13 protein-coding genes are annotated in these 16,999 nt (G+C 38.7%); 2 read left to right on the top strand and 11 right to left on the bottom strand.

Annotation, left to right across the window (positions count from 1 at the left end):
- Positions 1 to 57: 57 nt before the first annotated feature.
- The 7 genes from NY10_RS11875 to NY10_RS11845 all read right to left on the bottom strand — a co-directional run bounded on the left by NY10_RS11875 (position 58) and on the right by NY10_RS11845 (position 10,152).
- Positions 58 to 1,017, bottom strand: coding sequence for an ABC transporter permease (locus tag NY10_RS11875; protein ID WP_058920130.1), 960 nt, complete (start codon positions 1,015 to 1,017; stop codon positions 58 to 60).
- A 1-nt stretch (position 1,018) separates the two neighbouring features.
- Positions 1,019 to 2,083, bottom strand: a complete 1,065-nt coding sequence (locus NY10_RS11870) for an ABC transporter permease (RefSeq protein ID WP_058920129.1) — start codon at positions 2,081 to 2,083, stop codon at positions 1,019 to 1,021.
- Positions 2,073 to 3,623 carry an ABC transporter ATP-binding protein gene (locus NY10_RS11865; RefSeq protein ID WP_376821378.1) on the bottom strand — a complete coding sequence of 517 codons (1,551 nt, stop codon included), beginning with the start codon at positions 3,621 to 3,623 and terminating at the stop codon, positions 2,073 to 2,075. The genes NY10_RS11870 and NY10_RS11865 overlap by 11 nt, the downstream gene beginning before the upstream one ends.
- Before the next feature lie 278 nt (positions 3,624 to 3,901).
- Entirely contained in the window at positions 3,902 to 4,960 is a 1,059-nt protein-coding gene (locus NY10_RS11860) for a BMP family lipoprotein (protein WP_058920127.1), read from the bottom strand.
- 244 nt (positions 4,961 to 5,204) lie between these two features.
- Positions 5,205 to 7,556: a DNA translocase FtsK gene (locus NY10_RS11855; RefSeq protein ID WP_058920126.1), complete on the bottom strand. Its 2,352-nt coding sequence runs from the start codon at positions 7,554 to 7,556 to the stop codon at positions 5,205 to 5,207.
- Between the two features lie 175 nt (positions 7,557 to 7,731).
- Positions 7,732 to 9,813, bottom strand: a complete 2,082-nt coding sequence (locus NY10_RS11850; RefSeq protein ID WP_058920125.1) for a DNA topoisomerase 3 — start codon at positions 9,811 to 9,813, stop codon at positions 7,732 to 7,734.
- 27 nt (positions 9,814 to 9,840) lie between these two features.
- Positions 9,841 to 10,152, bottom strand: a complete 312-nt coding sequence (locus NY10_RS11845; RefSeq protein ID WP_058920124.1) for a DUF1033 family protein — start codon at positions 10,150 to 10,152, stop codon at positions 9,841 to 9,843.
- Positions 10,153 to 10,430: 278 nt separating this feature from the next.
- Here NY10_RS11845 and NY10_RS11840 point away from each other — a divergent pair, with 278 nt between their 5' ends.
- Both NY10_RS11840 and yidC read left to right on the top strand, forming a co-directional pair.
- On the top strand, positions 10,431 to 10,706 hold the full coding sequence (locus NY10_RS11840) for an acylphosphatase (protein WP_058920327.1): 276 nt from the start codon (positions 10,431 to 10,433) through the stop codon (positions 10,704 to 10,706).
- Between the two features lie 68 nt (positions 10,707 to 10,774).
- Positions 10,775 to 11,707 carry a membrane protein insertase YidC gene (gene yidC, locus NY10_RS11835; RefSeq protein ID WP_058920123.1) on the top strand — a complete coding sequence of 311 codons (933 nt, stop codon included), beginning with the start codon at positions 10,775 to 10,777 and terminating at the stop codon, positions 11,705 to 11,707.
- A 90-nt stretch (positions 11,708 to 11,797) separates the two neighbouring features.
- Here the strand turns inward: yidC and NY10_RS11830 are convergent, their stop codons facing one another.
- From NY10_RS11830 to NY10_RS11815, 4 genes are all read right to left on the bottom strand, one after another.
- Positions 11,798 to 13,330 (bottom strand): HAMP domain-containing sensor histidine kinase, encoded by a 1,533-nt coding sequence (locus NY10_RS11830; protein WP_231726744.1) that lies wholly within the window; start codon positions 13,328 to 13,330, stop codon positions 11,798 to 11,800.
- Entirely contained in the window at positions 13,327 to 14,019 is a 693-nt protein-coding gene (locus tag NY10_RS11825; RefSeq protein ID WP_058920122.1) for a response regulator transcription factor, read from the bottom strand. Before NY10_RS11825 ends, NY10_RS11830 begins: the two co-directional genes overlap by 4 nt.
- 259 nt (positions 14,020 to 14,278) lie before the next feature.
- Positions 14,279 to 15,712, bottom strand: coding sequence for an NADP-dependent phosphogluconate dehydrogenase (gnd, locus tag NY10_RS11820; protein WP_058920121.1), 1,434 nt, complete (start codon positions 15,710 to 15,712; stop codon positions 14,279 to 14,281).
- A 114-nt stretch (positions 15,713 to 15,826) separates the two neighbouring features.
- Positions 15,827 to 16,951 (bottom strand): M20/M25/M40 family metallo-hydrolase, encoded by a 1,125-nt coding sequence (locus NY10_RS11815; RefSeq protein WP_058920120.1) that lies wholly within the window; start codon positions 16,949 to 16,951, stop codon positions 15,827 to 15,829.
- Positions 16,952 to 16,999: the final 48 nt, after the last annotated feature.

The following is a 16,999-nucleotide window of genomic DNA, read 5'->3' as shown; positions in this document are numbered from 1 at the left end:
TTCAATACGAAAAAAAACAATCAGATAAAAATCTCTGATTGTTTTTTCGTAAATTCCTTACTTCGATTTGATATAAGTCTTACCATTTGCTGCTGGACCTTCTGATTTTCCGATAACTCCTACCAATACGACGATCGTAATTAAATAAGGAGCAATTTGCAGCCAGACACTTGGAACATCCTGGATAAACGGTATATAATTGCCGATTACACCTAAACTTTGAGCAAACCCAAAGAAAATAGCTGCGCCCATTGCGCCTAAAGGATTCCATTTACCAAAAATCATAGCTGCCATTGCAATAAACCCTTGACCAGCAATGGTTGAAGCGGAAAAGTTCAATGAAATTGCTTGAGCTTGAATAGCTCCTCCCATTCCGCCTAAGAGACCGGATAATAGCACACCGGCATATTTCATTCCATAAACATTGATTCCTAAAGTATCTGCTGCTTGAGGGTGTTCCCCTACAGCTCTCAAACGCAATCCAAAACGAGTTTTGAATAACACAAACCAACATAAAACAGCTATCAGAATTCCTACAAAAGCTGGTGCAGAAGTTCCTTTAAAGAAAATATCGCCAATAACGGGAATCTTTTCCAATAATGGAATATTCGCTTTTCCAAAGTTTTTAGGAATAATATCTGTTTGGCCGCGTCCATCATACAATACACGAGTTAAGAAGACCGCTAAAGCAGGCGCCATCAAGTTAATAACCGTTCCTGAAATAATGTGGTCTGCCCGTAAATTGATGGTTGCAACAGCGTGAATCAACGAAAACAAAATTCCGATCACTCCGCCTACAATAACTCCTACCCAAGGTGTCCAATTTCCAAATTGACTCGCAAAGGACAAGTTAAAGACTACGGAACCGAAGGCACCCATGACCATGATTCCTTCCAAGCCGACGTTAACAATTCCACTACGTTCAGAAAAAGTTCCACCTAATGCTGTTAAGATAAGAGGGGCCGAATAGACTAACGCTGAAGAAAAGACAAGTTGCAATACACTCATAACATCCATCTTATTTTACTCCTCCTTTGTTTACTCTAGCCCGTTTATCAATGAAGAAACGGATCAAGTAGTTGGCTCCAACAAAGAATATAATAGAAGCAATCACAATATCCACGACTTCAGTTGGCACACCTGCCATTAACGGCATACTATTTCCGCCAATTTTAAGAGCTCCAAACAACAATGCAGAGAATAAAATACCAACAGGATTTCCTAAACCAAGTAAAGCAACGGCCATCCCGTCAAACCCAATCGTCGGCATTGCTCCTTGAACAAATATATTTTGGAATGTGCCCATTCCTTCCATCGCTCCGCCTAAACCAGCAAGAGCTCCACTGATCAGCATAGAAACAATGATATTGCGTTTCGTACTCATTCCAGCGTATTTGGAAGCAAACGGGTTTAGTCCTACTGCCCGGATTTCAAAACCGCTGGTTGTCTTTTTCATCAGAATCCAAACCACTACAGCCATGAATAAAGCAATAAAAATTCCAGCATGCAATGTTGAGTTCTTCGTTAAAGTTGTCAACCATTCTACCCGAAGACTTGCACCTGCAGGGATACGAGACGTTGTATCTGAAGCATTTGTCAAAACGTTACGAATCAAATAATTAGTGGTATAAAGAGCGGTATAATTCAACATAATCGTTACAATAACTTCACTAGTGTTAAAATAAGCACGTAAAAATCCTGCAATGCCAGCCCATATTGCTCCAGCTACTGCTCCGACAACCAAACTTAAAAACAGCAATAGCAGACCGGGTAATTCCGGGAACGTTAAAGCGAACCAAACGGAACACAACCAACCTAACAAAGCTTGTCCAGCGACCCCAATATTAAAGAATCCAGCTGTATACGCTACTGAAAAGCCAAGTGCTGTAAAAACTAATGGGGTTGCTTGTCTCAATGTCTCACCGATATAAAAAGAATTACCAAAAGCTCCCTTGATCATAGATTGGTATCCAGCGATTGGATCATAACCAAATGCAAACATGATCAAAGCTCCCAATACTAATCCTAAGACAACAGAAAGCAGTGGAACCAATATATTATTCCATTTTCCTTTATTGTTCAATATGAGACCGCTCCTTTCCACTCTCTTGATCAGCAGCTGCTCTTGCTTTTTCAAGAGATGAACCTGCCATCAGCAGACCTAATTCTTGTTGGGTTGTTTCTTTTGGTTTTACAATGGCCACGATTTTTCCATCATACATAACCGCAATACGATCTGAAACATTTAAAATCTCATCCAATTCAAAACTCATTAATAAAACGGCTTTTCCATTATCCCGTTGTTCGATCAAACGTTTATGGATGTATTCAATCGCTCCAACGTCTAACCCACGAGTGGGTTGTGCAGCAATCAGCAATGATGGATCGCGATCGATTTCCCTGGCGATGATCGCTTTTTGCTGATTCCCGCCGGATAAGGCACTAGCCGGCACCATTTCATTTTGTGTCCGAACATCAAATTCTCCAATTAACTTTTTCGCATATTGTTTAATCGCCTTTGGATGTAAAAAGCCATGTTCGCTTAATGGTTTTTTATAATACGTTTGTAAAGCAATGTTTTCTTCCAAACTCATAGGCAGAATCAAGCCATATTTATGGCGGTCTTCAGGAATATGCCCTAACCCATTTTCCGTAATCTTGCGGGGTTGTTTATTTTGGATCTCTTCTCCATTTAAAAGAATCTTTCCACTTTCTATTTTAGCAAGTCCTGTGATCGCTTGAATTAATTCGCTTTGCCCATTTCCATCAATTCCAGCAATCCCTAAGACCTCACCAGCACGAACTTCTAAGCTCAATGCTTTAACTGCTTCTAACCCGCGATCTTCTTGAACTGTAATATCTTGGACAGAAAGAACAACTTCTTTTGGTTGTGCAGCTTTTTTTTCAGTCTTAAATGAAACCGAACGTCCAACCATCATATCTGCTAATTCTTGTTGCGAACTTGAAGCTACGTCAACGGTATCAATACTTTGGCCTCGACGAATAACCGTACATCTATCAGCAACTTGCTTGATTTCATCTAATTTATGTGTGATCAAAATGATCGACTTTCCTTCGCGAGTCAGAGCTTTCATGATTTGCATCAATTCTTTGATCTCTTGAGGAGTCAACACGGCTGTAGGTTCATCAAAAATTAAAACCTCTGCTCCTCGGTATAATGTCTTCAAAATTTCTACCCGTTGTTCCATTCCAACAGAAATGCTTTCAACTCTTGCAGCAGGATCTACCAATAAACCATATTTTTCTGATAAATCTTTGATGGCTTGTTTGGCTTTGTTTTTGTCTAGCACTCCAGCTTTATTAGGTTCACTGCCCAATATAATGTTTTCCGTTACAGTAAATTTCTTTACTAACATAAAATGCTGATGAACCATTCCAATTCCTAATTTATTCGCCATACCTGGAGAATTGATCAGAACTTCTTTTCCATTCATCAATATTTCACCTGATGTGGGTTCTAAAAGACCCGATAAGATATTCATCAAAGTTGATTTTCCTGCTCCATTTTCACCTAACAGAGCATGAATCTCGCCTTTTTTAAGCTGTAGATTAATGTTATCGTTCGCTTTAAAGGTACCAAACTCCTTGGTGATACCTTTCATTTCTATGACGAAATCGGTTTCCGACACGATGGACTCACTCCTTTTCAATTGCTTGAATTCATTATCTATTATACGTTATTTACTAAACAGGAGCTACAGTGAATTCTTTTTTTATTTAATTGCCATGCAAATAATAGGACTTTTTCAATTAGCAGCTCTCTTGTAAAACCTAAACCTCTTGTATCCTCTAATGGATAAGTCATTTTTTGTCCTAAGATGTGAAAAGACCGGAATGAGCATCCGGTCTTTTCACTGAAGTTCAATTGAATTTGGTTTTTTTATTTTTCAGGGGTTTCTGGTACTTCGATATCTCCGTTAATGATTTTTTCTTTGTAGTCTTCAATACTTTTCTTAACTTCATCAGTCAGACTGCCATCTGTCAAATCAACGCCGCCTTCAGCTAAACCAAAGTTCACCGTTTCTCCGCCAGTGAAGTTTCCAGCCATCGTATCGTTTGCAATATCTTTAACGGCTGCTCCAACACCTTTAAGCGTAGACGTTAATGTTAAGTTGCCAGAATCGTATTTACCTTCTTCTTCTTGGTCACGGTCAACGCCGATTACCCAAAGTTTTTCAGATGGATCAGCATTCATACGGTCTTTAGCTTCAGAGAAGACTCCGTTACCTGAATCACCAGCTGCTTGATAAATAATATCGATTCCGCTGCTATACATTGCTGCTGCTAATTGTTTTCCACGTGCAGCATCTCCAAAAGAACCTACGTATTCTACGTTTACTTCAATTGCAGGGTCAACTTCTTTGACACCGGCAACAAATCCAGCTTCAAAACGTGAAATAACTTCACTTTCTTGTCCGCCGATAAATCCGATTTTTCCAGTTTCAGTTGATTCTGCAGCAGCAACTCCAGCTAAAAAGGCTGCTTCTTGGTCTTTAAATAAAACAGATTCAACGTTTGGTGCGTCGATAACTGAATCAATAATGACGAATTGCTGATCTTCGTTTTGTCCAGCTACATCTGTCATTGCTTCTTGTAATTTAAATCCAACTCCATAGATCAAATCGAAATTGGCATTTACTGCACTATTTAAATTGGTAACAAAATCTGAGTCTTCATTTGATTGAATATAAGTATATCCATCTGCGCCTTCTTTTTTACCGTTGTCTTCTCCCCATTCCTGCATACCTTCCCAAGCAGATTGGTTAAAAGATTTGTCATCCACTCCACCTACATCAGTAACCATTACGACAGAAAAATCATCGCCTGAATCTGATGCAGTATCTGAAGGTGTAGCTGAATCGTCTGAACCACAGGCTGCTAATGTCGCACCTGAAATTAATCCTAAAGCTAAAAGACTCATATAATTGCGTTTTTTCATTAAAAAAACCCCCAATATTTTTTTAGTGCGAATAAATAAACATTCATTCACCCTCGTATTTATAGTACCATCTTTATAAGATAAAATAAACCATAAAACGATGATTGCAAGCGTTTTACTCAAAAAATGTTCACTTTTTAATCGCCTTCTCATTTTGCATAAACCTTGTTCTTTTAAACGACAAAAAAGGTTGATCTAGATGCTCAACCTTTTCCCAGCTGGTGATTTGGCTTTTTATGAATAGCTACTGTTCTGCTAAATCATCGCCAGGCTCACCTGGAACTTCCGTAATGTTCACTTTTCTTGGCTTGCTTCCTTCAGATGGACCAACGATACCACGCATTTCCATCTCATCAATGAGTCGCGCTGCACGATTGTACCCAATTCTAAAACGTCTCTGCAATAAAGAGATACTGGCTGTCTGCATTTCTACGATCATTTGAACAGCATCATCATAAACTTCGTCTTGTACTTCACCGCTTGTAGTTTGAGGTTCTTCCGTCGGCATCATTGCCTCAACATAGTTTGCTCCTTGTTGTGTGGTTACAAACGAAACAACTCTTTCCACTTCAGCATCCGATATGAAGGCTCCTTGAACACGGACAGGCTTATTTTCACCCATCGGCAAATACAACATATCTCCACGTCCAAGAAGCTTTTCAGCCCCACTGCTGTCAATGATCGTCCGTGAGTCGATTCCGCTAGAGACGGCAAAGGCGATCCGCGATGGGACATTGGCCTTGATGATGCCTGTAATAACATCGACACTTGGTCTTTGCGTAGCTAAAATCATGTGGATCCCTGCTGCTCTAGCCATTTGGGCCAAACGAATAATGGCATCTTCTACTTCGTTGCTGGCTACCATCATTAAATCAGCTAATTCATCCACTATCACCACAATAAAAGGCAAAGTCGGATGACTTTCACCATTTTCTAAGTTTTGCTCTAAAATAAACTGATTGTACCCCGCAATATTCCGTTGACCACTAGCAGCAAACAACTCATAGCGTTGTTCCATTTCGGCTACGACTTTTTGTAAAGCTTGAGCTGCTTTTTTAGGATTGGTTACGACAGGTGTTAGCAAATGAGGAATCCCATTATAAATATTCAATTCTACCATCTTAGGATCAATCATCATTAATTTAACTTCGTTTGGTTTAGCTTTCATCAATAAACTAGTGATAATGCCATTGATACAAACAGATTTACCACTACCCGTTGATCCTGCCACTAATAAATGCGGCATTTTCGTTAAATCAGCCATGGCTACATTACCTGAAATATCTCTTCCTAGTGGAACTTCTAATAATTTTTCACTGTTTTTCACTTGTCCATCAATAACATCACGGAACGCCACAATACTGACCTCACTATTTGGTACTTCAATTCCAATAAAAGGTTTTCCAGGAATAGGCGCTTCTATCCGGATATCTTTAGCAGCCAAAGCTAAGGCTAAGTCGTCACTTAAGCTAACAATTTTGCTGACCTTTACACCTACTGCTGGTTGAACTTCATATTTTGTCACTGCTGGACCAAGATTGGCTTTGGTTACTTTTGCGTCTACTCCAAAACTCTGAAACGTTTCTTCTAGTTTTTTAACATTTCGTTGAATCAATGCATATTCATTGGTTTGATCCGTTTGTTTTACTTCATCTAGTAAAGACGAGGGCGGCAATTGGTAATCAGCATTTTCGGCTTCAGCTTGGATATCAAATTCCAGCTTACTACTGTCATCGCTTGATTCTTCTGGCTCTTCTGCTTTTGCCTCTTTCGTTCCTTCTGCTTGTAAACGACTCTGATAACTATCGATTTCTAGTTGCAATGGATCTGTTTTACTTGGTTGTTCATTGACTTTCGTTTCTGGCACATCTACTTTAAGTGGTTTAACGCGATTTTTTTTAGTATTTTCCTTTTCTTTAGCTGGATTCACGCCAGTTTCCGGCGTAAGCTTTTCTTGAGTTCGCAGCTTGTTCCAATTTCGAAAACGCGTACCCATTTGTGCAAAAAAGTCCTTAATGTTTTGAAATATTTTTTTCGATGTGAGACGAACAAAATCCATAAAATATTTAAATGACCATCCGAAAACGAAAAAGCTCCCAATAAACCAAAGAATCCCAACCATTAAATACGTTCCCCATTGGGCAAATAAAAAATAACTGAGTGCATATAATCCGGCACCAATCATTCCACCACCTACCGATTGAGTAATCTCATTTTTAGTCATATCCGGCATAAAGAAACGCAATGTCGCAGAAAGGACATTTACATCAGCATGAATAATAGGTGCAAATAATAAAGCATGCAGCAACAATAACGTTCCGCCATACAATAAACCTAACCCAATTATCCGCTTATTTTTAAAAGGAGGCTCGGTTCCTTTGATAACTAAATAGATGCCATATACAGCCAACAATAATGCCGCAAATAAAAAGGTGTTACCAATAAAAAAACGAAATAAGTTGGCGCTCAATCTGCCAACAAAACCCAATTGAGATGCTGCAAATAAACTTAAAATAATAAAGATAACTCCGATGACTTCAATTGAAAGATTGCGTTTTGTTCTTTTTTTAGTGGTGCTTTTTTTTCTTGCTGCCACAACTACTCTACCTCCTCCGCATTCTTTTCCTATTATACACAAAATGAGCGAAAAGCGGAATTGCCGCTGTAGCCTCATTAAATAAAAGCCTTGCATCACACTGGATTGTTCCTGGATAAAAACAAACTTTGTCCAAGAATCCATATACAGTGAACGTGCAAGGCTTTCTTTTCAATTAATTCCCTTGTTTTTCCATGGCTGCTTTGAGGGCTAATGCCAGTGGACTTTCCATTTCTTCTTGCGCTTCTTGATTCATTTTTTGCATAATGCGTTTTGTTTCATGCTTATTTACTTTTTTGTTTTTTGTATCACTCATTTTTTCAGAAAGGTTGCAGTATTTGCATTTAAAAAATTTCCCTTTTTTCCCTTCATGAATCTCCATTTTACGATGGCATTGAGCACATCGGCGATTGGATACTTTTGGATCTTTTCGACGACGATAAGAACAATCCGTACTGCTGCAAACAAGCATTTTTCCATCACGACTATTGCGTTCTTTCAATAATTCCCCACAATCTGGGCACACTTTTGAGGTAAGCGAATAATCTTTATACGTTTGCTCACTCAGTTTGATCTCTTTGACCAAACGCTTAGCTTCAGTTGTGATTTGTTTTAAAAATTCGTCTTTTTTTAATGTTCCGGCTGCAATCTCTTCTAAAGATTTTTCCCATTTACTGGTCAATTCAGGAGTGACTAAAGCTGGATTAACTAATGTCAATAATTGTTTGCCTTTAGGCGAAACCGTCAACTTCGTCAATTGACGTTCCATTAAATCGCTGCTAATTAACTTTTCAATAATTTCAGCCCGTGTAGCAGCTGTTCCTAAGCCATTATTCTCCATTTTCTGCAGTAACGCAGCTTCTGTCAGCCGACTTGGTGCTTCCGTCAACCGTTTTTTGATTTGAACGGTCGTTTGGCTCAACCGTTCCCCTTTTTTGTAAATCGTTTGCGGTTTTTGAGCTTCCGTTTTGCGCCATCCCTTTTCTACAACAACAACTTGCTGCAAAGTAAAGGTCACATCAGCAGCAGCCAATGTATAAGTTGTTTTCACTTCTTTGTATGAAGGTAAAAACAAACCTAAGAAACGTTCTACGACCATACGATAGATTCGCAACTCATCCTGATCCATTTTTTCTGGTCGAGGCCTTTCTTCTGTTGGAATAATACCATGGTGATCTGTCACTTTAGCGTTATTAAAAACAGACTTTTGAGTAACAACTCCCCCTCGTTTCAAGATCCCTTTTACTTCTTCAGGAAAGAATCCGTGTATCGCTTGTAAACGATCTTTCATCGTTGCTGACATATCGTCAGTTAGATGTTTTGAATCGGTTCTAGGATAAGATAGGACTTTATGGCGTTCATAAAGAGTTTGCATCACGCTCAACGTTTTTTTAGCTGAAAATTGATAGCGTTGATTAGCTTCCCGCTGCAGTTCCGTTAAATCATAAGGCAGCGGTGCAGCATGTACTTGCTGCTTTTCTTTTACTTCTTGGACCATCACAGGTTCTGATGTCAACCGGCTGACTAATTCTTCCGCTTGTACACGTTCCTTAAATTTATGCGGAGCACCCTCTTTAAGTACAGCAGATTGCCCAGCTACATTTAATTCCACAGTAAAAAAAGTCTCCGGTATAAATTGTTCGATTAGCGCTTCTTGTTTTCTGATCATGGCTAAGGTAGGTGTTTGTACTCGTCCCGCTGATAGACTGTCTTGATATTTAACGGTTAAAGCTCTGGTGACATTCAAGCCAATCAGCCAATCTGCTTCTGAACGAGCAACGGCAGCGTCATAAAGTGCATCGTATTTCTTGCTCGGTTGCAGTTGTTTGAATCCTGTACGGATCGCTTGGTCCGTTTGCGAAGAGATCCAAAGTCGTTTGACCGGTTTATTGAATTTGATGTATTCAAGAATCCATCTAGCAACCAATTCTCCTTCTCGTCCTGCATCAGTTGCAATCACTGCTTGGTCGATGTCTTTTCTTTGAGCTAATTGTTTGATGGCTTTTAATTGGTGACCGGTATTCTTTAAGGGTTTGATTTGCATTTTGGCTGGAATCAATGGCAAGCTTTCCATATCCCATGTTGCCCACTCTTGTTTATAGTCTTCCGGCATTTTCAAGCCTAGCAAATGACCCAATGCCCAAGTCACGATAATGTCTTTGCCTTCGATATAACTTTTATTTTTCTGGTTAGCTCCCAATACTCGAGCGATTTCTTTTCCTACACTAGGTTTTTCGGAAATAATTAAAGTTTTCATTTAATTTCCTTTCTGTTTCTAAACTATTCAGTTGGATACTATTTCTTCCGCTTCAATCAATTGATACTCTTTTAACAGAATCAAACTATGAAATAATTGTATGTCATCTTCACATTCAATGCAATATTGATTCTGACTCTCATCCCAAAAAGCGGTTAAGTACCCTTTTTTTGTTTGATGATGAGGGTAGGTCTTCTGGAAATCCATGAACTGCGTTTGGTATTCGCGGATTGCTTCATCAAACGTTTCAAATGTTTGAATGCTCTTTATTTGTTTTTTCCAATCATCAAAAAACCACCAAGGTTCATATTCTCCTTGCAACTCCATTACTTGAAACATCTGCTTTCCCCCAATTTTGATTGTATTATAGCATACCTTGCTTCTTTTTAGCAGGGCCGCAGATTGTTTGACGGATTCGCATTTGACTTATAGAATGAAGGTAAACCCTTTTCAATTCATCTCTATCAACATCAGTCTTCAACAGAAAGTGAGGTTTTTAAAAGTGACTCTTTTTGAACGATTTAAAAGTGCTTTTATATTAACTCCTGATAAATCTTTCATACGTAAAAAGTAAAAAAACAACTATAATTGAAGAAACACAAGGAGGAGAATTAATGATGAAAAAAGTAACATTAACTGTAACTGGGCGTGTACAAGGTGTCGGTTTTCGCTATATGACTAAAATGGTTGCCGATCAAATAGGTGTTTTTGGTCTTGTTCGCAATGAAATGGATGGCAGCGTCTATATTGAAGCAAATGGAGAACCACAAAAAATAGATGCATTTATTGAAGAAATTCGAAAATCGCCTACTCCTAGCGGAAATGTTGAGCATTTAGAAATAACCGAAGATTCGTCTTTACCAGTAAAAGATAAATTTTCCGTAAGCAATTGAAATCGTTTCACGATTCCTGTATAGTTAATTGTGTTATCGGTAAAAAACATAATGAAGGATAGTGAACAATGAAAAAATTAAATAAGCTCCTTTTAACTGGATCGCTTTTGAGTATGGTGCTCTTTCTTTCCGGTTGTATGGGACAAGATAAACAAGGAAATCCTAAAGGCTTTATATATGAGTTTTTAGTCGTTCCAACGCAACAACTTATTCTTTGGTTAGCAGATGCATTTAACGGCAACTATGGTATTGCGATTATCATCATTACGTTAATTGTACGAGTCATCATCTTGCCTTTAAACCTGAGCCAATCTAAGAAATCTTTAGTTCAACAAGAAAAAACAGCCTTCATCAAGCCTGAAATGGATGTTATTCAAGCCAAGCAGAAAGCAGCACAAACACCAGAAGAAAAAGCTGCTGCGCAACAAGATTTGATGGCTCTATACAAAGACAATGATATGAGCATGTTGGGCGGTATCGGATGTCTGCCTTTATTGATTCAAATGCCTGTCTTTACGGCCATGTTTCAAGCTATCCGTTTATCACCAGAAATCGCAAACAGCACGTTTTTGGGCATCAATTTAGGTGATCGAAATATCCCATTAGCAATTGCAGCTGGTCTGATTTATCTAGTCCAAGCGTATGTTTCAATGATCGGTATCGCTCCGGAGCAAAAGAAACAGATGAAGACTATGATGTATATGAACCCTATCATGATAGTGATGTTTACTATTTCTTCTCCTGCTGGTTTAGGTTTGTATTGGTTAGTTGGAGGATTTTTCGGGGTTTTCCAAACTCTTATTACGAATTTCCACTTCAAACCAAGAATACAAGCACAAATCGCTGAAGAGATGAAAAACCGACCTAAAAAAGAACGGCCAATCAAAACAGTTGAGCCGCTTAAGTCAACTGAAGTTAGTACCGACCAACAGCCACCCGCAATGAAACGAAACGCTGGATCGGCTCGTGGACGAAATGCTGGCAAACAACAACGAAGATAGCTTTTAAACTTAACTAAAAAAGACTGCCTTTCCATTCCTTTAAGGGATTGGAAAGGCAGTCTTTTTTTGCATAACTAAACGAAAAACTATTTAATCGTTCGATTCTTCTTCATAAATAGGCAGTTTGATTCTAAAAATAGAGCCATATTCTAAGACACTTTCAACAGAAATAGATCCTTTATAGCCAAGCAATAATTCTTTTGCAATAGCCAATCCCAATCCGTTTCCGCCTTTATGCCGGCTCCTAGCTTTATCGACACGGTAAAAACGATTGAAAATTCTTTCCGTATCCTCATGCGTCATTCCTTCACCAAAATCTTGGATAGCAATATCTAATACGCGGTTCTCGACAGCGATCGATACATGGACTTCTTTGCGGTCAGTTGAATATTTCACAGCATTATCCAACAATATAATCAATATTTGCTCCAAATGGTTTCGATAAATGGAAACATAAACTTCTTCATCCACAGCATCATCTAAATTAAAGACAAAATCCGGATGAATCATTTTGAAATTATTGACGGTTTGCAAGACTAAAGGTTTAATAGCCGTCTTTTCATTTTTATAATGAATTTCAACTTGTTCTGCTCTTGATAAATCCAACATTTCCTGCACGAGGCTTTTCATCCGTTCAATTTCTTGTAAAGAAGCTGACAGCGACTCATCTAGAATTTCAGGATCTTTTTTTCCCCAACGGTCAAGCAATTTCAAATGCCCTTCCATAACCGCAACCGGAGTTCGCAGCTCATGGGAAACATCTTCTACGAACTGTTTCTGTTGCTCAATATATTTTTGCATTTTATCTAACATGTCATTGAAGACATTTGATAAATGGGTTAATTCATCATTGCTTTCAGCAATTTCAATCCGAGAAGTTGATTGAGTATCTTGTCGTATGTCATTCATGGTATTCGTGATTTTTTTGAGCGGCTTCAAGAAGTTGATAGCCAGCATATAGCCTATAATACTGCTGAATATCAATGCCAGGATGTTGATAGCAACCAGAGCCAAAATAATTCGTTCATTCATCCGATAATAGTTGCCCATCTCGCTTGTAACTTGAACATAACCAATCAGCTGTTGCGTTCTTTTGGAATAAATGGGCATGGTTCCTTGGAAGCCTTGTGTGCCATCGATATCGATCGACTCGATCAAAGGCTGAGCTGTTTTTTCAAAAGGGATGTCCTTTCGCTTAGACTCAAATAATAAACGTAAAGTAGGACTATAGACACGAACCATGATCCCTTCTTCGTTCATTTTAGCAAAAATAGTATCTTGGAAATTGTTTGGCTGTCCGTATACTAAATTTCGTTGGTCGAATTCATCATTCATTTCAATCGGAGTTGATGTATACGTACCGCTTAAAGCCATATAGACCGTTTCTTTTGATAAACTGGCAGATTCATTGTTCAATCGATTAGCGACTCCAAATAAAGTTTCTTTTACATCTTCGTTCTCTTGGGTCAATAAAATTTGTCTGAATCCTATAAAAATAGCGACAGAAAAAACAGAAAAAGTTAAGAAGATGGCCAATGCTGCTCCCATTGTCCATTTCCACTTCAACGAAATTCGTTTTCCTTTTTTTTTTTGTTCGTTTCCGTCAAAAGATGGTCGTTTCACGAACGCATCACATATCCCGTTCCACGAACCGTTTGAATGTATCCCTCAACGCCTGGAACATCAATTTTATTCCGTAAGTAACGGATATAAACGTCTACTACATTTGTTTCTACTTCTGTTTCGTAACCCCATACTTTATTTAATAATACATCCCGTGCTAATACAACATTAATGTTTTCCATTAGTTCTAATAATAGTTCATATTCTCTTTTGGTCAATTCAATCACTTCATCGCCACGGCGAACCACGCGGTTTTCTTTCTCAATTGTCAAGTCACGATACGTCACTGTTGTTTGTTTAGTGATGTTTTGTTCACTTTCAATTTCAATACGGCGGAATAAAGCACGCATGCGGGCTAATAATTCTTCAATGGCGAACGGTTTAACGATATAGTCATCTGCTCCATGATCTAAACCAGAGACACGATCGATCACGGAGTCTCTAGCAGTCATCATAATAATCGGCACACTGCTGACTTGTCTAATACGGCGGCAAACATCGATACCGTTTAATTCCGGCAACATTAAATCAAGTAAAATAACGTCCCATTCTTGCCCTTCGGCTAAAGCTGCTTCTAAACCTGAACGACCATCATAGCGAACTTCAGTTTCATAGCCTTCGTGTTTTAACTCAAGCTCAACAAAACGTGCTAAGTTTTTTTCATCTTCAATAATTAATATTTTATTCATCATATACCCACCTGTTCTTCTATTTTCACTGTTCTTTGCTTGTGTTACAATACCACGCTAATCTTAATTTCTCAATAAAATTCTCATCTTACTATTAGAATTCTACCATAAATTAGAAATAAATGAGAGTTTTTGATTTATGAGTCAATTTTTCTGCTTGATTTATTTTTATCCACAAATTAAGAGCTAGAGAAATAAAACTCTCTAGCTCTTAATTCACTCTATACAGTTGCTCTTAGCAAATCAATCATTAACTGATTTAAAGTTCTTCTTGTCCTTCATTGCCATACCAGTCGAAGTGGAAAGTTCCGGCTTTGTCGGTTCTTTCATAAGTATGAGCACCAAAGTAATCTCTTTGTGCTTGGATGATGTTAGCCGGCAAATCAGCTGTTCGATAAGAGTCGTAATAAGCAATAGCTGAAGAGAATGTAGGAATTGGAACGCCAGCTTTTACAGCAATTCCAATAACATCACGAACGGCATCTTGATAGTTTTTTGTGATATCCATGAAGTACCCATCCAACATCAAATTCTTCAAATTTGGTTCCTTAGCATAGGCATCCGTGATCTTTTGTAAGAAACGAGCACGAATGATACAACCAGCACGGAAAATTTTCGCAATTTCGCCATACTGCAAGTTCCAATCGTATTCTTCACTGGCTGTACGCATTTGAGCAAATCCTTGTGCGTAGCTCATGATTTTGCTGAAGTACAAAGCTTGTCGAATTTTTTCAACCAATTCAGCTTTATCTCCGTCAAATGAATAACTAGCTGGTGCTGGTAAGATCTTGCTTGCAGCAACACGTTCTTCTTTTAATGCAGAAATATAACGAGCAAAAACTGACTCTGTAATCAGTGGAAGAGGTACGCCTAAATCTAATGCACTTTGTGATGTCCATTTTCCGGTACCTTTGTTGCCTGCACGGTCTAAAATGATATCGACCATTGGTTTACCCGTTTCAGGATCTTTTTTCGTTAAAGCATTAGCGGTGATTTCAATCAAGAAACTGTCTAACTCGCCTTTGTTCCATTCAGCAAAAACTTCAGCAACTTCATCGACTGATAACCCAACAACTTTTCGCAATAAATCATATGATTCAGCAATCAATTGCATATCTCCATACTCGATTCCATTATGCACCATTTTAACATAATGGCCTGCTCCATTTGGCCCGATATAAGTGACACAAGGTTCGCCATCTTCGGCAACAGCAGCAATTTTTTCTAAAATCGGTGCAACTAAGTCATACGCTTCTTTTTGTCCGCCTGGCATGATGGCAGGGCCCAATAAAGCTCCTTCTTCTCCACCAGAAACACCAGTTCCAATAAAGTTAACGCCAGATTCAGCTAGCTCTTCGCTACGGCGTATAGTATCTTGGAAGAATGTATTTCCGCCATCAATCAGTACGTCTCCAGCATCAAGATGGGGCAATAGGCCTTGAATAGTAGCATCTGTTCCTTTACCTGCTTGAACCATCAGTAATATCCGGCGTGGTTTTTCTAGTGACTCCACAAATTCTTCCATTGTATAAGTTGGAACAAGATTTTTGTCAGGATTTTCTGCAATTACAGCTTCTGTTTTCGAACCGGTACGGTTAAAAATAGAGACGCTATACCCTCTGCTTTCGATGTTTAGCGCTAAATTTTTTCCCATTACAGCCATTCCAACGACACCAATTTGTTGTTTACTCATTCGTAAACTCTCCCCCTCGAAACTTCATTTTATTTTCCATTTTTTTATTTCTTCTATCTTTACTATCCTACCAAAAAAAAGCTGAAATTAAAAGGAAGGAATGCTTCATAACTCTTATTTGTTGGCCATGCCGACAACTAGTGCATAGGCCATTTCTAATCCCTTCAGTAATTCTTTAATTGGAAGGTATTCTTTAACCGTGTGTATTTTTTCGTAGCCAATGGCTAAATTAGTTGTTTGTTTGCCTTTTCCATTAAAAATATTAGCGTCGCTGCCTCCACCGCTCATCTCATAACTCGGTGTTCTGCCAATAGTTGAAATAGCTTTAGCGGCCATTTGCACAACTTCGGTCGATTCGTCAAAGCGGTAACCGTCATATTTTTTTTCTGTTATCACAATGGCTTTTCCACCCATTTCTTTTGCAACTCGTTCAAATGTTTCTTTCATATGTTGAACTTGAGCAACACATGCCTCTTTAGACAAAGACCGAGCTTCAGCCACGACCTCTAGTCGTTCCATGACCACGTTAGTCGCTGTTCCTCCAGAAATCAATCCAATATTTGCTGTCGTTTCTTTATCGATACGACCTAATTGCATTTGACGAATAGCTTCAGCAGCAATTTGAACAGCAGACAACCCTTTTTCAGGTTCTAACCCTGCATGAGCAGAAATACCTTGAATCAAAGCTTTGATTCGGTATTGTGTTGGACTGCCGATAGTAATGCTGCCCACAGGGCCACCTGTATCCAATACAAAACCCAGATTTGCTACCATCGGTGTTACATCAAACGCTTTTGCTCCTACTAAGCCGCTTTCTTCTCCAACAGTGATGATAAACTCTATGGTCCCGTGTTTAACGTGGTTTTCTTGGAGTGTTCTAATCAATTCTAACATAATAGCTAGACCGGCCTTATCGTCTGCCCCCAAAATAGTTGTTTCATCTGAATAAATAATATCATCTTTGATAATAGGCTTAATTCCCTTACCTGGCGTAACCGTGTCCATATGACTTGAAAAGAAAAACGGCGTGATGTCTGTTGCACCTTCTAATGTGCAAATTAAGTTATTTGCACCAAAACCCGTTTCTTCCATTGTTTGATCTTCTGCTACGGTTAGTCCTAAGGCTGTGAATTGTTCTTTCAAAAAAGCTTGGATAGCTTGTTCTGATCGCGTTTCTGAATCAATTCGAACCAATTCAAGAAACGTTTCCACTAATCTTTTCTCATTCCACTTTCTCATTTCTTTTTCCTACTTTCTATTCGGCTCTCAACCTTATATAGAGCCTTT

It is taken from the genome of Carnobacterium sp. CP1 (assembly GCF_001483965.1).
GTDB lineage: Bacteria > Bacillota > Bacilli > Lactobacillales > Carnobacteriaceae > Carnobacterium_A > Carnobacterium_A antarcticum.
Note: the sequence above shows the minus strand (reverse complement) of the source record. Positions and strands in the feature narration are given on the sequence as shown.